The organism is Flavobacterium sp., from assembly GCF_039595935.1.
Lineage (GTDB): Bacteria > Bacteroidota > Bacteroidia > Flavobacteriales > Flavobacteriaceae > Flavobacterium.
Genome location: NZ_JBCNKR010000006.1, coordinates 949,694 through 968,471, shown reverse-complemented (window position 1 = coordinate 968,471; position 18,778 = coordinate 949,694). Strand labels below are relative to the sequence as shown.

16 protein-coding genes, 1 tRNA gene and 1 pseudogene are annotated in these 18,778 nt (G+C 34.4%); 7 read left to right on the top strand and 11 right to left on the bottom strand.

Annotated features, from left to right (window positions below):
* Window positions 1-35: 35 nt before the first annotated feature.
* Window positions 36-1,136: a DUF4407 domain-containing protein gene (locus ABDW27_RS14040; protein ID WP_343696475.1), complete on the bottom strand. Its 1,101-nt coding sequence runs from the start codon at window positions 1,134-1,136 to the stop codon at window positions 36-38.
* 230 nt (window positions 1,137-1,366) lie between these two features.
* On the opposite strand from ABDW27_RS14040, the pseudogene ABDW27_RS14035 reads away from it, so the two are divergent.
* A pseudogene (locus ABDW27_RS14035) lies at window positions 1,367-4,178 on the top strand (TonB-dependent receptor).
* Window positions 4,179-4,251: 73 nt separating this feature from the next.
* Complete coding sequence (locus ABDW27_RS14030; RefSeq protein WP_343696474.1) at window positions 4,252-5,310, top strand: phytase; 1,059 nt, start codon at window positions 4,252-4,254, stop codon at window positions 5,308-5,310.
* Window positions 5,311-5,582: 272 nt separating this feature from the next.
* On the opposite strand, the gene pckA is transcribed toward ABDW27_RS14030, so the two are convergent.
* Complete coding sequence (pckA, locus tag ABDW27_RS14025; RefSeq protein ID WP_343696473.1) at window positions 5,583-7,187, bottom strand: phosphoenolpyruvate carboxykinase (ATP); 1,605 nt, start codon at window positions 7,185-7,187, stop codon at window positions 5,583-5,585.
* Between the two features lie 206 nt (window positions 7,188-7,393).
* Window positions 7,394-7,780, bottom strand: coding sequence for a DUF423 domain-containing protein (locus ABDW27_RS14020; RefSeq protein ID WP_343696472.1), 387 nt, complete (start codon window positions 7,778-7,780; stop codon window positions 7,394-7,396).
* A gap of 187 nt (window positions 7,781-7,967) precedes the next feature.
* Here ABDW27_RS14020 and ABDW27_RS14015 point away from each other — a divergent pair, with 187 nt between their 5' ends.
* Window positions 7,968-9,332: a saccharopine dehydrogenase C-terminal domain-containing protein gene (locus ABDW27_RS14015; RefSeq protein WP_343696471.1), complete on the top strand. Its 1,365-nt coding sequence runs from the start codon at window positions 7,968-7,970 to the stop codon at window positions 9,330-9,332.
* Window positions 9,333-9,494: 162 nt separating this feature from the next.
* Here ABDW27_RS14015 and ABDW27_RS14010 read toward each other — a convergent pair whose 3' ends face one another.
* Both ABDW27_RS14010 and ABDW27_RS14005 read right to left on the bottom strand, forming a co-directional pair.
* Window positions 9,495-9,953, bottom strand: coding sequence for an energy transducer TonB (locus ABDW27_RS14010; RefSeq protein WP_343696470.1), 459 nt, complete (start codon window positions 9,951-9,953; stop codon window positions 9,495-9,497).
* A 246-nt stretch (window positions 9,954-10,199) separates the two neighbouring features.
* Window positions 10,200-11,588, bottom strand: a complete 1,389-nt coding sequence (locus ABDW27_RS14005; protein WP_343696469.1) for a dipeptidase — start codon at window positions 11,586-11,588, stop codon at window positions 10,200-10,202.
* A 110-nt stretch (window positions 11,589-11,698) separates the two neighbouring features.
* Between ABDW27_RS14005 and ABDW27_RS14000 the strand changes: the two genes are divergently transcribed.
* Window positions 11,699-11,780 (top strand) — tRNA-Leu (locus ABDW27_RS14000).
* 244 nt (window positions 11,781-12,024) lie between these two features.
* Here the strand turns inward: ABDW27_RS14000 and ABDW27_RS13995 are convergent.
* Complete coding sequence (locus ABDW27_RS13995; protein WP_343696468.1) at window positions 12,025-12,894, bottom strand: Abi family protein; 870 nt, start codon at window positions 12,892-12,894, stop codon at window positions 12,025-12,027.
* Between the two features lie 378 nt (window positions 12,895-13,272).
* Entirely contained in the window at window positions 13,273-13,467 is a 195-nt protein-coding gene (locus ABDW27_RS13990) for a hypothetical protein (RefSeq protein ID WP_343696467.1), read from the bottom strand.
* An 87-nt stretch (window positions 13,468-13,554) separates the two neighbouring features.
* Here ABDW27_RS13990 and ABDW27_RS13985 point away from each other — a divergent pair, with 87 nt between their 5' ends.
* The gene (locus ABDW27_RS13985) at window positions 13,555-13,785 is read left to right on the top strand and encodes a helix-turn-helix transcriptional regulator (protein WP_343696466.1); all 231 of its coding nucleotides are present in this window, start codon (window positions 13,555-13,557) and stop codon (window positions 13,783-13,785) included.
* A gap of 99 nt (window positions 13,786-13,884) precedes the next feature.
* Here ABDW27_RS13985 and ABDW27_RS13980 read toward each other — a convergent pair whose 3' ends face one another.
* On the bottom strand, window positions 13,885-14,100 hold the full coding sequence (locus tag ABDW27_RS13980) for a hypothetical protein (protein ID WP_343696465.1): 216 nt from the start codon (window positions 14,098-14,100) through the stop codon (window positions 13,885-13,887).
* A gap of 200 nt (window positions 14,101-14,300) precedes the next feature.
* Here ABDW27_RS13980 and ABDW27_RS13975 point away from each other — a divergent pair, with 200 nt between their 5' ends.
* Both ABDW27_RS13975 and ABDW27_RS13970 read left to right on the top strand, forming a co-directional pair.
* Window positions 14,301-14,564 (top strand): hypothetical protein, encoded by a 264-nt coding sequence (locus ABDW27_RS13975; protein WP_343696464.1) that lies wholly within the window; start codon window positions 14,301-14,303, stop codon window positions 14,562-14,564.
* Window positions 14,545-15,096 (top strand): hypothetical protein, encoded by a 552-nt coding sequence (locus ABDW27_RS13970; protein WP_343696463.1) that lies wholly within the window; start codon window positions 14,545-14,547, stop codon window positions 15,094-15,096. Before ABDW27_RS13975 ends, ABDW27_RS13970 begins: the two co-directional genes overlap by 20 nt.
* Window positions 15,097-15,216: 120 nt before the next feature.
* On the opposite strand, the gene ABDW27_RS13965 is transcribed toward ABDW27_RS13970, so the two are convergent.
* The 3 genes from ABDW27_RS13965 to ABDW27_RS13955 form a co-directional block, all read right to left on the bottom strand.
* The gene (locus ABDW27_RS13965; protein WP_343696462.1) at window positions 15,217-15,882 is read right to left on the bottom strand and encodes an HAD family phosphatase; all 666 of its coding nucleotides are present in this window, start codon (window positions 15,880-15,882) and stop codon (window positions 15,217-15,219) included.
* 233 nt (window positions 15,883-16,115) lie between these two features.
* A complete protein-coding gene (locus ABDW27_RS13960; RefSeq protein WP_343696461.1) occupies window positions 16,116-17,699 on the bottom strand; it encodes an MFS transporter in 1,584 nt (527 codons plus the stop codon).
* Window position 17,700: 1 nt separating this feature from the next.
* A complete protein-coding gene (locus ABDW27_RS13955) occupies window positions 17,701-18,750 on the bottom strand; it encodes an HlyD family secretion protein (RefSeq protein WP_343696460.1) in 1,050 nt (349 codons plus the stop codon).
* Window positions 18,751-18,778 lie beyond the last annotated feature (28 nt).

Genomic DNA, 18,778 nt, shown 5'->3' with positions numbered 1-18,778 from the left:
AGCCTTTTTACATTTTACAAATTACCTTTTACATCTCACAGTGTCGCTTTCTGTTTGTCTAAAAATTTATGCGACTGTAATTCCAGTAATTCTTTTGCATTTTTTCTTTGCAAATCATACAATCCTTTATCTTCGGCAATATCAGCATAAACTCTATCGTGCATTTCGGCGCTGGTTTTCACTAATAAATCGCGTTGGTATTTATTTTGTGCCAAAGTTGCTTTCATAGCTGTTTCGGCTTCTTCTTGTTTAAAGTCGAATTCACCTTTTGGTGCTAATAATTTGGCAATAATTGGTGAAGTTTCGATTGCTAAAAACAACAACATTATAAAGAATGACGGAAGCCAAGGTAATTTATTCAAAGCATTAATACGCGCCATTAATCCGTCGAAACCTTCTATGATTGGCTGTGTCTGCGAAACTTTTTTATCTAAATCGGCCTGAAGTTGTTTTCCGGCTTTTTCTTTTTCGGCAATTTTAGCTTCGTTTGTTTTTTTAAGCGTTTCGAATTCTTTAAGAGCTGCGTCGTGTTTTTCGCGTTTTTCTTTATAAACCGGACCTTTTCCTAGTTTTTTAGTTCCGGCAGTTCCTTCGGCTTCTGTAATGTAAGTTGAATATAAAGCGTTTACCTCTTTTTCTTTCTTTACAATATCGGCTTTTAGCGCTGCAATCTCAGCTTTATTTTTATCTAAATCGGTTTTGAAATATGTTCCAATTTGCTTTTTATTGGCCAATTCCATTTCGTTTTTCTCTTTCAATAAAACGGTATTGATTTCTTTTTCGAAAATTTTAATTTCTAGAGGTTTCGAAATTACAATCGCAATAATAATAGCCAAAGCAATACGCGGAGTCGCCTGCAGGAATTCATCCATAAAACGATCTCTTTTTTTAATGGTAGAAACGATAAAACGGTCTAAATTAAAAATCAGTAAACTCCATACAAACCCAAAAATTAAGGCCGGATAAATAGAATCAAAAACGGTGAAAAGTGCATAGGCACTGGCTAAAAATGCCATTACAGCAGTAAAAAAAACGGTAGCGCCAATACCAACATATTTGGTTTGTTCGCCTTCTGAACATCCTTCTAAAATATCTCGGTCGGCACCGGAACAAAGGATAAAAAATTGTTTTAACATGATTGATGATTTTTGATTAATGATGATACGGCAAATTTAGCGCCAAATTTTCAATTACAATCAAATATTGATTTGTTTTTAACTGCAAATCAATTATTTGAGATTTGAATGTTAGTTAAACATTAATAAGAATAAGGAATAACTGACGAATCATAACACTATGTTAATTTTTTTTAAGGGTTTTAGTAATACAAAGAGTCTAGTTTCGCAAAAAATCAAACTACCCCGCAATGAAAAAATTCTATTTATTATTAACATTCCTATTTTTAGCCGTTTCCGGTTATGCCCAAAAGGCCATAATTTCTGGAAAAGTGCTTGATATAGACGACAAACTTCCTCTGCCTGGAGCTATGATTCAGATTGTTGGAGAAAACAAATACACGGTTTCTGACTACAACGGCCGTTTTGAATTATTAAATATTAACGCCGGAACTTACAAAGTTGAAGTAAAATATATCGGATATACTTCTATTACTCACGAAATTACGGTTGAGCAAGGAAAAAACAATGTTCTGGATTTTGCTCTTAAAGCTTCTGAAAATGAATTGAAAGAGGTTATTGTTGGAGACATCTTAAAAGGTCAGGCCAAAGCGCTGAATCAGCAAAAAAACAATAAAAATATCGGAAACGTAATTTCGTCTGATCAAATGGGGCGTTTTCCTGATGCCAATGTTGGAGACGCTTTAAAACGTGTTCCGGGTATTACCATGCAAAACGATCAGGGTGAAGCTCGTAATATTATCATTAGAGGTTTAGCTCCGTCGTTAAACTCAGTTACTTTAAATGGTGATCGTATTCCATCAGCAGAAGGAGATAACAGAAACGTACAAATGGACTTGATTCCGTCTGATATGATTTCTACAATTGAAGTAAACAAAACGCTTACATCTGACATGGATGCTGATGCGATTGGAGGTTCTGTAAACTTAATTACAAGAGCAACTCCAAATGGAGAAAGAATCTCTGCAACGCTTGCCGGAGGTTATTTACCAATTCGCGAACACGCAAGTTATACTGCAGGTTTTGTATACGGAAATCGTTTTTTTGATAATAAATTAGGAGCTGTTTTCAGCGGTTCTTATAATAATGTAGATTACGGATCTGATAATATCGAAAACGAATGGGTAAAAGATGATTTCGGAAATGAATATTTACAGGCTTCAGAAATTAGAAAATATGATGTACAGCGTATTCGCCGCAGCGGATCTGTTGCTTTAGATTATAAATTTGACGAGAACAATACCATTTTTGCGAATGCAATTTACAATTGGAGAGACGATAGAGAAAACCGTTTCAGAACTACTTATGATGATATCGAACCTATTTACAATGGTGAAGAAATCACAGGTTTTGAAGGTCGTGTAAAACGTCAGACAAAAGGTGGTGTAGACAACAGCAGAAACAAAAACAGAAGATTAGAAGACCAAAGAGTTCAGAATTATTCGCTTCGCGGAGAACATTTAATCAATTCTACTTTAGATTTGGACTGGTCAGCAAACTATGCAAAAGCAAGAGAATACCGTCCGGGCGAGCGTTATATCGAATACCGTCAGAAAGGTTTAGAAATGTTTGAAGATTTATCAAATCCAAGATTTCCTTTAATGACAATTGTTGGAGAATCTGTTGACGAATTTAAATTTGATTCGGTTACTGAAAACACAGATGAAACCAGCGAAAGTGAATTTGGTGCAAAAGTAAATATCCGTTTTCCTTTCTCTGTAATTGCTGGAGAAAAAGGAAGATTAAGAACTGGCTTAAGACTTCGTTTGAAAGAAAAAGAAAGAAATAATATGTTCTATTCTTATGAACCGGTTAATGATGGAATGGAATTATTATCTGAAGTTCCAAACAGTTATTATGACGGAAAAGGATTTAATCCGGGAAGTAAATATGTTCCGGGAACTTTTGCTTCGGCCGCTTTCTTAGGAAGTTTAGATTTAAACAATGCTAGCTTTATTTGATAAAGAAGCCGATCCTGCAGAATATTTAGCAGTAAATTATAATGCTAAAGAGCGTATTTATGCCGCTTATGTAAGATGGGATCAGGATTTTAATGATAAACTTTCGATGGTTTTAGGTTTCCGTATGGAAAATACGCATATCGATTATACCGGAAACCGAGTTTTGGATGAAGAAGAATTAGAAAGTAAAATCAACAATACAAATTCTTATACTAATTTACTGCCAAGTATTTCTTTTCAATATAATGCGACTAAGGATTTAGTTTTAAGAGCTGCTGCTACAACAGCTTTGGCAAGACCAAATTATTATGCTTTGGCTCCTTACGTAAACAATATTGCTGCCGATAAAGAAATTACAGCCGGAAATCCCGGTCTTGATGCAACATATTCATACAATTATGATTTCATGGCCGAGAATTATTTCAAATCTGTTGGTTTAATTTCCGGAGGTGTTTTCTACAAAAGATTAAATGATTTCATTTACAATTACAGCGACAATCAATATACTACTGAAAAATTTGCTGCCGATTTTCCAAATCAGGTAAACCCAATTCCGGTTGGCGAAAACTGGTCATTCTTGCAGTCAAGAAACGGCGATACAGTTGATGTTTACGGATTTGAAGTTGCGTTTCAGCGTCAGCTGGATTTTCTTCCGGGTCAGTTCTTAAAAGGTTTTGCGGTTTATTTAAACTATACGTACACAAAATCTAAAGCAAAAGGAATTGCCGATGAAGACGGAAACGAAAGAAACGACATCAGCCTTCCGGGAACAACGCCGCACATGTTTAACGGATCTTTATCTTGGGAAAACAAACGTTTTTCTGCCAGAATCTCAACCAACTTTACATCTGATTATTTAGATGAATTGGGTTCAGAATCATATAAAGACAGTTATTATGATAAGCAGTTTTTCTTAGATGCAAATGCTTCTTATAAAATTACGCCAAAACTTCGCTTTTTTGCAGAAGCAAATAACTTAACAAACCAGCCGTTACGCTATTATCAAGGAGTTGCTGCACATACAAAACAAGCTGAATATTACCAGCCTCGTTATAATTTCGGATTGAAATTAGACTTGTAAAATCAATTATAAAAACGACTAAATTAGACAGAACTTAGCGGTTCTGTCTAATTCATTTCAATAAAATATCACAATGAAAAATAAATCGATACTTGCTTTTTTGCTTTTATCCCTTTCATTTACAGCTTGTAAAGACGATAAATTAGCCCCAGTTTCACCAAATGCCGTAAAACCAACAACTGTTACCGAAGCGCTGCCTCACGATACTGACGATCCTTCTATATGGATTAATCCTGCCGATGCTTCAAAAAGTATTATTGTGGGAACTGATAAAGATACTGATGGTGGTTTATATGCTTTTGATTTGAATGGAAAGATCCTGAAGAAATCAATTCCTTTAAAACGTCCAAACAATGTGGATATCGCTTACGGATTAATCATCAACGGAAAAAAAGTTGACATTGCCGTTACGACAGAACGCGAAAGCAATAAAATTAGAATTTTCAGTCTCCCTGATTTAGAGCCGATTGATAATGGCGGAATTCCTGTTTTTGAAGGAGAAACAGAACGCGATCCAATGGGAGTTTCTTTATACACACGCCCAAGTGACAAGAAGATTTTTGCTATTGTAGGAAGAAAAACAGGACCTTCAGGAAGTTATTTATGGCAGTATGAACTCTCAGGTAATGGAAAATTTGCTGTTGCAAAAGTGGTTCGTAAATTCGGAACATACAGTGGAAAGAAAGAAATCGAAGCCATTGCTGTTGATAATGAATTAGGCTTTGTTTACTATTGTGATGAGCAGGCCGGAATTAGAAAATACAAAGCCGATCCTGCTTTAAATGATAATAAAGAACTGGCCTTCTTTGGTCAGAAAGATTTCAAAGCAGATCATGAAGGAATTGCGATTTATAAAAAAACAGATTCTACAGGATATATTTTGGTATCAAACCAACAGGCGAATTCTTTTATGGTTTATCCGAGAGAAGGTTTTAAAGGAAATCCAAACAATCATCCATTATTAGCTGAAGTTCCAACTTCTACAATTGAGTGCGACGGTGCCGATGTTACAAGCGTAAATTTAGGTCCAAAATACAAAAACGGACTTTTCGTAGCGATGAGCAACGGAATGACATTTCATTATTACACTTGGGATTTGATTCAAAAACGAATTGATGAAACTAAGAAATAGTTCTTTTTGTTTCAGGTTTCAAGTTTCAAGTTTTAGCGAGACTTAAATCTAGTGTCACACTGAGCGAAGTCGAAGTGCTTTGCGAGAGATTCGACTTCGCTCAGTCTCAGAAGTGTTCACTCAACCACAAACTTGAAACTAAAAAAAGCTGTTCAGTCACGGTTTTCAGTCGCAGTACCCGTGTTAGTGTTTATTTTTTTTTACTGCGATTGGAAACTAAAAAAAGCTGTTCATAATGAACAGCTTTTTTATTTTGAATTAAATAATTCCTTTTATTCTGTAATTGGTGCTCCTGCTAAAATTTCAGCATTGGCAAACTCTTCAAATTTGGCAAAATTAGCTTTGAATTTCTGAGCTAATTCCAGCGCTTTTTTATCATATAAATCTTTGTCTTCCCAAGTGTTTCTAGGATTTAAAATTTCGCTTGGAACATTAGGGCAAGATTGTGGTTTTGCAATTCCAAATACTGCGTGATTTTGATATTCTACATTATCCAGTTCTCCGTTTAATGCAGCAGTAATCATAGCACGCGTATATTTTAGTTTCATACGGCTTCCTGTTCCGTATGCGCCGCCAGTCCAACCAGTGTTGATTAACCAAACTTTTACATCAGCATCTTTCATTTTTTTGCTTAACATTTCAGCATATTTTGTTGGATGTAAAGGCATAAAAGGCGCTCCAAAACAAGCAGAAAAATTAGGCTGTGGTTCTGTAACTCCGGCTTCTGTTCCGGCAACTTTTGCTGTATATCCTGAAATAAAATGGTAAGCAGCCTGACCTGGAGTTAATCTTGAAATTGGAGGCAGAATTCCGAAAGAATCTGCTGTAAGGAAAAATATATTTTTTGGGTTATGACCAATAGAACCCGGCTGAATATTGTCAATATGTGTTATTGGGTAACTTACACGCGTGTTTTGAGTAATCGAAACATCATCATAATCTACTTCTTCCGTTCCTGGTTTGAAAACCACATTTTCTAAAAGCGCACCTTTTTTGATTGCTCTGTAAATGTCCGGTTCATTTTCTTCAGTTAAGTTGATTACTTTAGCATAGCATCCTCCTTCGAAGTTAAAAACTGTATTTTCAGCAGTCCAACCGTGTTCATCGTCACCGATTAATTTACGTTCAGGATCTGCAGAAAGAGTAGTTTTTCCTGTTCCGGATAATCCAAAGAAAATAGCTGTATCGCCGTTTTTACCAACATTGGCACTACAATGCATTGGTAATGTATTTTCGAAAACAGGCAAAATGAAGTTTAAAGCAGAGAAAATTCCTTTTTTCATTTCTCCAGTATAACCAGTTCCGCCAATTAACGCGATTTTTTTAGTAAAATCTAAAATGGCAAAGTTAGACTGACGTGTTCCGTCTACAGCAGGATCTGCCATAAAACTTGGAGCGCAAACTACTGTCCACTCTGGTTTAAAATTTACTAATTCAGACTCTTCTGGTCTTAAGAACATATTATAGCAAAACAAATTCGACCATGCCGTTTCTGTAACAACACGTACATTTAGTCTGTAATTTGGATCTGAACACACATAAGCATCACGTACAAAAACTTCTTTGTCTGATAAAAACTTCGTTACCTTATTATATAATTTCTCAAAAGCTTCTGGTGAAAACGGGATATTTACATTTCCCCACCATACTTTATCTTCTGTAATGCTGTCTTTTACAATAAAACGATCCTGAGGCGAACGTCCTGTAAATTCTCCTGTATTAATTGCCAAAGCACCTGTAGAGGCCTCAACACCTTGTCCTGACTGCACAGTTATAGCATGCAGCTCATCTGCAGATAACTGGTAACGAACCGTTGCATTTTCTATTCCTAATTCTTTTAACGAAATCGATTGCGCGAAAAGTGTGTTATTGTCCATAAATTTAATGTTGTGTTGTAAGTTATTTTTTGGTGCAACAAAATATAATTTTACTAATTCTTAAACGTAAAGCCCAAGTTTGCAAATTGTTATATTTTTTTATCAAAGAAGATAAAAGCAATAAAAATTCACATAAGTAACCTTATATGTTAATTATGAGACAAAATTAAAGATTAATTTTTATACAGAATTTTTTTTTCGGGATTTTATGATTTTTTCCTCAAAATAGTAAGAAATAATACCAACCAGCCAATAATTAATAAGAATCCGCCCAAAGGTGTTGCGAATACGATAATTTTAGAATCAAAAATTGTAAGACTTTTTGTAGCTAAAATATAGATTGATCCGCTAAATAGAACAACACCGGCCACAACCAGATTATAGATCGTTTTTACTGTTTTTTCGGCAATATCTTTTCGGGTAGAAAGAAAAAGTAAAAAGAGTGCATGGTACATTTGATAACGAACACCAACTTCAAAAGTATTTAACTCTTCAACAGACAAATATTTTTTTAGTAAATGTGCTCCAAAAGCACCAAAAATAATAGCTAACATACCTATAAAGGCGCCAGTTAAAACGATTCTTCTTTTCATATTTTCTAAACTTTTAATTTGGAAACAAAAATACTTCATAGTAACCAATATTCATTTTAGTTTTTGAAATATTTCAATCTCAAAATTGACTTTTTTAGCCCATTTACGAATTAAATAAATATCATTTTTGAAATTAAATTTGTTATATTTATAACATTTTAATATGTTTGTGTTAAATATTAGAATTATGAGAAGCGTTTTAATAATTGGAGCAGGCAGATCGGCATCTTCGTTGATTCGTTATTTACTTGCCAAATCAGAAACTGAAAACCTGCATCTTGTGGTTGCCGATTTATCTTTGGCTCTGGCCGAGAAAAAAACGCAGAAACATCCTAACGCAACTCCAATTGCTTTAGATATTTTTAATACCGAAGAAAGACGTGCAGCTATTGAAAAAGCGTCAATAGTTATTTCGATGCTTCCCGCACATTTACATATTGAAGTAGCCAAAGATTGTATTCAGTTTAAAAAACATCTTGTTACGGCATCTTATATAAGTGATGCGATGCAGGCGCTTGATGAAGAAGTTAAAAAGAACAATCTGATTTTCATGAACGAAATTGGTCTTGATCCCGGAATCGACCACATGAGCGCCATGAAAGTTATTGACGAAATCAGATCAAAAGGCGGTAACATGCTTTTGTTTGAATCATTTTGCGGCGGTTTAGTCGCTCCGGAATCTGACAATAATTTATGGAATTATAAATTTACCTGGGCACCGCGAAATGTGGTTTTGGCCGGACAAGGCGGCGCTGCTAAGTTTATTCAGGAAGGAACTTATAAATATATTCCGTACAGCGCATTGTTTCGCCGGACAGAATTCTTAGAAGTTGAGGGTTACGGAAAGTTTGAAGCCTATTCCAACCGAGATTCGCTTAAATACAGATCAATTTACGGACTTGACGATGTTCTGACATTATATAGAGGAACAATTCGAAGAGTTGGTTTTTCGAAAGCCTGGAATATGTTTGTACAGCTCGGAATGACAGATGATAGTTATGTTATCGAAGATTCTGAAAACATGAGTTATCGCCAATTTATGAATTCGTTTCTGCCTTATCACCCAACGGATTCTGTTGAAATAAAAACCCGTTTTATTCTTAAAATCGATCAGGATGATATTATGTGGGATAAACTTTTAGAATTGGATTTATTCAACCCAAACAAAAAAGTAAATCTGCCAAATGCAACTCCTGCTCAAATTTTAGAAAAAATCTTAACCGACAGCTGGGCTTTAGAACCAGATGATAAAGATATGATCGTGATGTATCACAAATTTGGTTATGAACTAAACGGTGAGAAAAAACAAATCGATTCAAAAATGGTTTGCATTGGCGACGATCAGACTTACACGGCAATGGCAAAAACGGTCGGACTTCCGGTTGCAATCGCCACTTTGTTGATTTTAAACGGAAAAATCACAACTCCGGGCGTGCAGCTGCCGATTAAGAAAGAAGTTTACGAACCTATATTAGAGGAATTAGAAGAGTACGGCGTTATTTTTAATGAACAGACTGTACCCTATTTTGGATACAATCCGGATTTATTTTAATCTGGATTTCATTTTTATTTTTAGAATTTTTTTTAGTTTATTTTTCCGCTTTCAGAAAATCTGAAAGCGGATTTTTTTTATGTTTAGGTTCAGAGTGAAAGAGGTTCAAAGGGACAAAGACTTTTTCTCTTTGAACCTCTGCATCTTTGCTTCTTAAAAAAATTACTTTTTTTCAAAATAAATACGTTTTTCTTTTTCTTCGTTTGTGTCGATATATATTCGAAAAATCACAAGCCCTTTTACTTTTTTACCATTGCGAGAAGCTGGCTTCCAGTTTGGCGAAAGCTGAATAACACGCAAAGCTTCTTCATCTAGTCCGAAACCAAGATTATTTAAAAGTTTGATATCCGATAAAGAGCCGTCTTTTTCTACTATAAACTGTACAGGAATTTCTCCTCTTACTTTTTTTCTAACTGCTTTATTCGGAATTTTAAAATTGGTTTTTACAAAATCACGAAACCTATAAATACTGCCAGGAAAATCTGCAGCAATTTCTACAGATACAAAAATATCATCGCTAGATCCGTCTTCTTGTTTTACTGTAAAATCCTGAGCCATAATTTTCCCGCTCATAAAAATAAATAACATCATTATAAAACCCTGACAAAGCATTCTTTTCATATTCTTGTTTTTGATAAACAAATATAATTTTTTACTTTAATTAAAATTGTTCTGATATTCTCTTGACAAAAAAAATCCGCTCATTTCTGAACGGATTTATATTGAGATTAACTTTGTCATAGTTTAAAACTTTGACAAAGTTCTGCATTTAAAAACTTTGCGACCTTGCTCCCGATAACTATCGGGATTGCTAGCAAAAATCATAGCGAACTTTGCGCAAACCTTAGTGCCTTTGCGGTTAAAAAACTATTTAGAAAGCTCCACAAAATACTTGTAAAACAACGGAATAGTTTCAATTCCTTTCAAGTAATTAAAGATTCCGAAATGCTCATTGGGCGAGTGAATTGCATCGCTGTCCAAACCAAATCCCATCAAAATCGTTTTGCTTTTTAATTCTTTTTCAAACAAAGCCACAATTGGAATACTTCCTCCAGAACGAACCGGAATTGCAGGAACTCCAAATGTTTCTGTATACGCTTTATTTGCAGCCTGATAACCAATACTATCAATTGGCGTTACGTAACCTTGTCCACCGTGATGAGGCGTTACTTTTACCGTAACTCCAGCTGGGGCAATGCTTGTGAAATGTTTTGTAAAAAGTTCTGTAATTTCATGCCAATCCTGATTTGGAACCAAACGCATTGAGATTTTAGCATAAGCTTTACTCGCAATAACTGTTTTAGCACCTTCACCAGTATAACCGCCCCAGATTCCGTTTACGTCTAATGTCGGACGAATTGAGTTTCGTTCGTTGGTTACATAACCTTTTTCGCCGTAAACATCAGCAATGTTTAAAGCATTTTTATATTTTTCTAAGCTAAAAGGCGCTTTTGCCATTTCTGCTCTTTCTTCTGCAGATAATTCCTGAACTTTATCGTAGAATCCCGGAATGGTAATATGATTGTCTTCGTCGTGAAGAGAAGCGATCATTTTTGCTAAAATATTAATTGGGTTCGCCACAGCTCCTCCGTATAAACCTGAATGCAAATCGCGGTTTGGCCCCGTAATTTCTACCTCAACATAACTTAAACCTCTTAAACCTGTCGTAATCGATGGCTGTTGGTTCGAAATCATTCCAGTATCAGAAATTAAAATAACGTCGTTTTTCAGTTTTTCCTGATTGCGTTCTACGAACCAAGCCAAACTTGCCGAACCTACTTCTTCTTCTCCTTCGATCATGAATTTTACGTTACAAGGCAAAACATTGTTTTGTACCATATATTCCAGCGCTTTTACGTGCATGTACATCTGACCTTTGTCGTCACAAGCTCCACGCGCGAAAATCGCTCCTTCTGGGTGAATGTCTGTATTTTTTATAACGGGTTCAAAAGGTGGTGAAGTCCATAATTCTAATGGATCCGGCGGCTGAACATCGTAGTGTCCGTAAACTAAAACTGTTGGAAGATTTGGGTCGATTATTTTTTCTCCGTAGATAATTGGGTAACCCGGAGTGTCGCAAGTTTCGACAAAATCGCAGCCTGCTTTTGATAAACTTTCTTTTACAGCCTCTGCTGTGTCAATAACATCTTGAGAATATGCAGTGTCGGCACTTACCGACGGAATCTTTAATAATTCGATCAATTCATTGATAAACCGATCTTTATGTTGTTGAACGTAGGACTTAATATTTTCCATTTAAATTATTTTTATAGAAAACCAAAAGTACAAAAAAGAGAATTAAAAAAAATTTTCAAAAAAGGCTTTGATAATTGGAAAGTATGCTTATCTTTGCACCCACAATTCCCGCGGATATGGTGAAATTGGTAGACATGCCAGACTTAGGATCTGGTGCCGCAAGGCGTGTAGGTTCGAGTCCTATTATCCGCACTAAAAAAGCTTCTGAATATTTTTTCAGAAGCTTTTTTATTTTGAGGTAATTTCAATTCTATTTTACAACAAAACAAACCCATTGTATTGATTCTATGCAACTTAGATATAAAAGAAAACCCGGAGCAAGTCCGGGTTTATACTTCTTTTTTTATAGTGCAGCATTAGAGCAAGTCTAATAGGGCACTTTCAGAGGACAAAAGTAAGAATCTTTTTTTGATTTACAATACGTATAAAGAAAACTTTAATACACATATCCTATCTTATCCTCAATAATCTTTTTGATAATCGGATTATCTTCGTGACTTTTAAACAAGTCATTAATTGATTTTTCAAGATCATTCTTTCTATCATTAGATATTTTTGAAAGTATTAATTGAATCACTTTAATTGCACTATCTAAACAATGTCTATTATTTTTATTGAAAGTTATTCCTGGTAATATAGAAATCCCTTTAGGAGTAGTAATATCAAATATTACTCCACTGTGAGCACAGCAATTTCGCACCAAAACTATTGTCTCCATAATATTTATGAATTTACTCAAATTTAAGACATCAAATTGTTTAGAAATAGTCTCTTGCGTTTTAACATCATTTAAACATTTAAATATTTTAAGAATAGTTCCAAAGGTAAAATATTCAAGTGTTTTCCATGCTGGCGCATATTTATCATTAATATATTTTTGATGATGTAATTTTATTGGTCTGCTATTTTTTATAAAATCATCATTGTAATGATAGTCAATATTATTAATGAAATCCTGACTTATAACCTGTTTATCAATAAACCAAACCGGAGATTTTTTATTTATATTAGAAACATAATACACAACCTTAGTTCTGAAATTAATTTCAATGCGATTTATGTATTTAAGAAGAAGATTTCTTAAATCTACATCCAAATAATAAAGACAAACCACATCACTAAATTTAGTTCCTTCAATAAAATTATGATCTTTATCAACCTCAAATGGGTTCCAGTAAAAACCTAACCTATAGTAACCGATATCAAGTAAAATTTCTTTTATTTTATCTTCAGAAAGATCAAGAACCATCCCTCTGCTTTTTAAAATTTCTATTTGTTTAGTAAAATTAGTTGCAACATTTCCCATATTGTTATTTGCTAAAGGTAAAATAATCGAATACAACATCCTTAAATAACTAATTTTGAATTATTGCTTCAATTACAAAGATATTATTAATTAACAATATCAAAAACTTTAGCGCAATTTGTATGAATTTAGACACTATAAAAGCTTAATAAAATGTTACACACTAGGATAACAAGCTATACAACCCTTAACCTTAACGAAAGGATATTTTAGCATAATTTAAAGGGTTTGACACATGAAAAAAATTGCGGAAATCACTCTGGAATTTTTTGTCGGTTTTGCTTTTGGTTTCTCCTTTCGTCGAAATGAAGATATTTTAAAACGTTATTTTCTCTTATTCAACTTCCAGATACGGATGCAAAATTTCGGCTAATTCATTCAGCCAATAAAACCTTTTTCTAAGTTTTCTTTTTGAGCATAAGCATATCCTCTTTCATCATCTCTCATAACAATTAAAGCAATTGCATAATTTAATTGCCGAATTGCTTTTGCTAAATCTTTAGCATCAATAACATTATTAAAAAAATCTAAGAGTCTTTTTTCTGTTTCTTCCGAAAGATCATTTGTAGCCATTGTCTTATTTTTTAGATCAAGCAAATATAATATTTTTGATCACATAAATGTGACCTGACCAAAAATAAATCTTAAGAATTTTGAAATATGGATATTTCAGAAGGAATCTTTATTGCAAATCTTGGGACTCACATAAGACAATTACGTGAAAAAAAAGGCTTATCACAGCAAGATTTAGCTGATGATTGCGATATCAAAAAAACTCAGATAGGCAGAATTGAAAGAGCTGAAATAAATACTACAGTAAAAACTCTCGTAAAAATCGCCAATGCTTTGGATATTGAACCTAAAGAATTGTTTGATTTTCCTTCAAAATAAACCATTAAAACATTGAAAACAATCAAGAATCTTGATCTAATACAAAAGTTTGCTATTGCAATTCCTGTTTTATTTTTTTTTGAATTGCGTAATAAAATATTATCCAGAGAATTTCAGAGGCACTTTGATATATACATACGGCGGCACTATTACATTGTTTCTGAGTTTATTTTTGGTGCTTCTTTCTTTAGTTAATTCTGTTTTAATTCTTATAGATTTAAACACAAAACCAATTTCAAAATCTGTTTGGTTCTTATTGAGTATGTCTATATTTTTCTTATTTGCCGGATTAATAATTACAATTGGATTCGACATTGCGTAACTCTATTTTTAATATAGATTTCGGCTAAAGCCTTTTACTTTTAAACATAAAAAAACTCACACGATTTAAAAATTCAGAAATTTCTTTAAATCTTTTTGTGTTTAGTATTTAAATATTCTTATTTTTAAAACACCAAAAACCTAATTCTCAATATTTTGCTTGTTTTTAATTCTTAAAAAAACATTTGGAACACATGAGAAAATACAAATTATTAATCATTCTACTAGGAATTGCCGGCGTTTTCTACCTTGCGAGAACAATTCGAACTTTTACGGTTAAACACAAACCTCAAACGCTGGAATCAGAGCATTTTATTATCTCCTACAACGGGATTTATAAAAGCCAGGCTGAAAAGTTAAGCGAACATCTAGAAGGTAATTATGCTCAAATAAGAGAAAACCTAAAAGACGTAAAGCGCAACAACTTAATAAAGGTTTTTGTTTACGATTCACAATAATAAATTTAATGACGCTACTGGTTTGAACGGAAATGCAAACGGAACAAGTCGTGGTCCAAATGAGTTTCATTTTGTGTGGACGAATTGGTTTAATTCTATTTTTCCAGACGATCCGCTAAAAACGGCTCTGCATGAATTTACGCATTGTGTTCAACTGAACATACTAATAGACAAGGCTAAAGAAACTATCATCACACAAGACCGACTTACTTTTGACAAGGAGTTTGAGAAAAAATTCGCAGCCGAATATTCGCGCTGGCTTTGGGAATCGATTAGTATTTTTGAAGCTAAAGAAGTTAATTCGCTAAGCGTAAAATATGCCAAAAGCAAAAACTTGACTTTAGCCGAACTAAATCAAAGCAATCAGATTTATAATATTGGCTACACCATAATCGAATATATGACCACAAAATGGGGAAAAAACATTCTTCCTAAACTAATCGCATCATTCGGAAACATTGAAAAAACTTTGAATATATCTTCTGATGAATTTGAAAAAGGCTGGATGGCTTTTTTGGAGGAGAATTATTAAAAGTTTATTATTTCACGCAGATTTAAAATGATTTAAGCAGATAAACGCAGATATTATCAAATTAAATCTGCTAAAATCTGCCGAATCTGCGTGAAACAAAAATCCTTTTAATATTAGAATTTATTTATTGGAATTTAATATCTCAATTATCTTATCCACATTCACCTCACTATAATCATTAATATAAAAATCACATACCGGAAGCTGTTCTTTTGTATGCGTACTCAAAACACCAACGACTTTCATTCCGGCATTTAATCCCGCAGTAATTCCCGAAAAAGAATCTTCGAAAACCACGCAATCAGACGGAGAAACACCAACACGCTCTGCCGATTTTAGATATACTTCGGGATTTGGTTTATGAAACGTAACATCTTCTGATGACATCATCGAATCCATTTTTTCACCGAGTTTCAAGAAATTGGCAATTAAATCCAGATTCGCACGCGGCGCCGATGTAGCAACAGCCGTTTTGAAACCACGAGATTTTAATTCGTTTAAAAAGTCCATATAATGCGGAATCGTTTCAACTTTGTCTTTGTAAATCTCACGGAACATTCCTTCTTTTTCGTCTTCGAGTTTTAGAAGTTCTTCTCCCGCAATCGGACGTTTGAAGAAATGCGTCATGATATAACTATTGTGTTTTCCGTACATATGTTCTTCAAATTCTTCCTGAGTATACGGAATATTATATTTATCGAAAAACTTTTCAAAAGCGATTACATGATGCGGATTGGTGTGCGAAATCACACCATCCATATCAAAAATTACACATTGCTGGCTCATAATTTTGTTTGTTTTTTAACGGTTGCAAGATACTGATAAGTGTGGCTTACCACAAGAAATAAATGTACTGTTTGTCATTTCGACGAAGGAGAAATCTGCGCGAGAAGCTCGACAAAGATTTGTCTTTCGTTGCGGAGTTACTTGCGCAGATTTCTCCTTTGTCGAAATAAGTGACTTTTACAGAAATGACACAAAATGAGGCGAAACTTGAAACCTGAAAGTTGAAACAAAAATCAGCCAATCCAAATTTTACTTTTAACCAAAGTCATTGTTTTTCTTAAATGCTGATTACACGCAATTAGAATGATTAAAATCAATAAACCATAACCCACAATCGTATAAATTTCCATATCAGCCAATAAAGTGGCTTGTTTGGCAACTGTTCCGAAAATCTTTTTCATGGCTAAAACATTGGCATTATCTGCCGAATATCCTTTAGCGATAAAACTCTGTGTGGTGCTGGTGATAGTTTGCTGCGCTTCGGGATTTTCGCCTGTTATGAATTGGCTTAATTTCAGAAAATGTTTTTTATTTAAGAAAACCACAGCGTTCTGCATTACACAAAAGCCAATTGTACTTCCCCAAAAACGCCCCGAAACCCCAACAATTCCCGAAGAAACCGCCATATTTGCCGGAACCGATGATGTGGTAAATAAGATGAGCGGAACAAATAAAAACCCAACACCGATTCCTTGCAAAATATAAGGAATGATAATATCGCTCAGCGCAACATCTGGCACAAAAAGAAACGTAAACCAGAAGTGGAAAATAGCAATAAGCGTAAAACCAATAATAAAAATAATTTTAGTCGAAACGGATTTCATCAGAAAAAAAGCGGCCAAAATAAGTCCGATTACGTTTCCTAATCCGTTTATATACTGTACGCCCGCCACACGCGATGGATCCCAATTCCAGATGGAAAACATCGCCGAATGACAAAGACTCAACGTCGCCCTGCTGATATAGAAAAGGAAAAACAATAAAAATCCTATTCGCAGATTGGCGTATTTTATGACTTCAAAATCGAAACTTGGTCTTTTTACCAAACGTTCTTTAAAAATGAATAATCCGCCTGTAATGAGCGAGATCATCAGCATCAAAACCATTTCTGAAGACTGCAGCCAATATTTTTTCTCAGCATATACAAAAAAGTAGGCACCGCAAAGAATTGAAATTAAAACCAAAAAATAACTCATCCAGTCGATTTGATACAACGGAATTTTCTTTGTTATTCGATGCCCACGAAAAGTAACCAAGATTAAAAAGACATTTAAAACCTGCAATCCGCCCGAAACATACAGCATGTATTTCCAGTCGTAATGATCCAGAAACCAAACCGCAATATTCATAATAAAAGGAGTTGACAATAAAAGCGAACCGTAATAAAACGAAAAACCAATTATAATGGCATTTTTAGAATTAAACTGCTCAATCAACAATTGTCTGATTGTAATAACCGGAAGCGCCATTAAGATTCCCTCGGCAATTCTCATAATTAAAAATAGAGAAAAGTTGGTAATGTACGCCGATGAAACAATCGTAATTCCAATCAAAGAATAAACCGCCATCAGATAATTTTTGGCAGGGAAAAAACTCGAAAATCGACTTTCGATCAAAATCGTTGCTAGCAAAGTTCCGTATGTAACGCACATCGCAAACTGCAAATCTTCTGGTTCAATATCCAGAAAACTTGCCGCATAAGTTACGTTTGAAGTGTAAACTCCCAATAAAATCATGGAATGCAAAAGGCAGACAAACAAAATAATAATGATTGCCCATTTTGGAACCCAGGATTTAAAAATACTTTTATCTTCCATTTTAGTGTGCTGCGATCACAGTAATATTCATTCCCGCTCTTAAAAAGTCGGTTTGTTTGTCGGTTTCTTTTAACTGAATTCTAACAGGAATTCTTTGTTCGATTTTTACGAAGTTTCCCGTTGCATTATCTGGAGGAAGTAATGAAAATCTTGCCCCGCTCGCTGGCGATAAAGAAGCAATTGTACCCACAAAAGTTTTGTCGCTTAAAGCATCGACTTTTATTTCAACATCTTGTCCAACAGTTAAATATTGCAATTGGGTTTCTTTAAAATTGGCCGTAATCCATTTTTCTTTACTTACGATTGATAATAAAGATTGACCTTCTTTTACCAATTGTCCCGGCTGTAAAGTTCGTTTACCAATCCAGCCGTCGTAAGGCGCTGTAATGATCGTATACGAAAGAAACAATGCCGCATTATCAGCTACAGCTTGTTTTGATGCTATATTGGTTTGCGTTGTCGGAACATTCGCTTCGGCAACAGAAGTGCTTAAAGTCGCCGAATGAATTCTGTTTTTCATTTCCTGAAAATGCGCCTGCGCCGATTCGTAATCTGCTTTCACTTTCTCTAATTGCTGAGAAGTTGCCGCTTCTTCGCTTACCAAAGCTTTGTATCTTTCGTATTCTAATTTTGTTTTCCAAAGATTCGATTTTGCGGCTTCCAACTGCGCTTCGTTAATCGCTGTTGCACTTGCTGTATTTATAGCATTTTTCTGCGCCACAACGCTGTTTTGCTGTGCGTTTTGAACATCGGCAAGAGCCACATTCAATTTTGATTTATATTCACGATTGTCAATTACAACCAAAGTATCTCCTTTATGCACAAACTGATTTTCGTTAAAACGAACTTCCTGCACATAACCCGTAATACGCGACATAATTGGCGTTACATATTGTTCGACTTGCGCGTCGTTGGTTTCTTCGTGGTTTCTGTTGAATACATAAAACCAAATTCCTAAAATAACTCCGCTAATTACAAGCGCACACGCAATAATCGTTATTAGTATATGAAACGTTTTATTTCTTCTAGTTTCATTTTTTATCTTAACCATAAACTTTATATCTTTAATTATTCTCCCC

Excerpts from the sequence above, each read along its gene's own strand:
- ABDW27_RS13975 (WP_343696464.1), top strand. The coding sequence starts at position 14,301 with ATGAGAAAATACAAATTATTAATCATTCTACTAGGAATTGCCGGCGTT.
- ABDW27_RS14030 (WP_343696474.1), top strand. The coding sequence starts at position 4,252 with ATGAAAAATAAATCGATACTTGCTTTTTTGCTTTTATCCCTTTCATTT.
- ABDW27_RS13960 (WP_343696461.1), bottom strand. The coding sequence starts at position 17,699 with ATGGAAGATAAAAGTATTTTTAAATCCTGGGTTCCAAAATGGGCAATC.
- ABDW27_RS13980 (WP_343696465.1), bottom strand. The coding sequence starts at position 14,100 with ATGTCGAATCCAATTGTAATTATTAATCCGGCAAATAAGAAAAATATA.
- ABDW27_RS14020 (WP_343696472.1), bottom strand. The coding sequence starts at position 7,780 with ATGAAAAGAAGAATCGTTTTAACTGGCGCCTTTATAGGTATGTTAGCT.
- ABDW27_RS14005 (WP_343696469.1), bottom strand. The coding sequence starts at position 11,588 with ATGGAAAATATTAAGTCCTACGTTCAACAACATAAAGATCGGTTTATC.
- ABDW27_RS13985 (WP_343696466.1), top strand. The coding sequence starts at position 13,555 with ATGGATATTTCAGAAGGAATCTTTATTGCAAATCTTGGGACTCACATA.
- ABDW27_RS14040 (WP_343696475.1), bottom strand. The coding sequence starts at position 1,136 with ATGTTAAAACAATTTTTTATCCTTTGTTCCGGTGCCGACCGAGATATT.
- ABDW27_RS13955 (WP_343696460.1), bottom strand. The coding sequence starts at position 18,750 with ATGGTTAAGATAAAAAATGAAACTAGAAGAAATAAAACGTTTCATATA.
- ABDW27_RS13965 (WP_343696462.1), bottom strand. The coding sequence starts at position 15,882 with ATGAGCCAGCAATGTGTAATTTTTGATATGGATGGTGTGATTTCGCAC.
- ABDW27_RS13995 (WP_343696468.1), bottom strand. The coding sequence starts at position 12,894 with ATGGGAAATGTTGCAACTAATTTTACTAAACAAATAGAAATTTTAAAA.
- ABDW27_RS14010 (WP_343696470.1), bottom strand. The coding sequence starts at position 9,953 with ATGAAAAGAATGCTTTGTCAGGGTTTTATAATGATGTTATTTATTTTT.
- ABDW27_RS14015 (WP_343696471.1), top strand. The coding sequence starts at position 7,968 with ATGAGAAGCGTTTTAATAATTGGAGCAGGCAGATCGGCATCTTCGTTG.
- ABDW27_RS13990 (WP_343696467.1), bottom strand. The coding sequence starts at position 13,467 with ATGGCTACAAATGATCTTTCGGAAGAAACAGAAAAAAGACTCTTAGAT.
- pckA (WP_343696473.1), bottom strand. The coding sequence starts at position 7,187 with ATGGACAATAACACACTTTTCGCGCAATCGATTTCGTTAAAAGAATTA.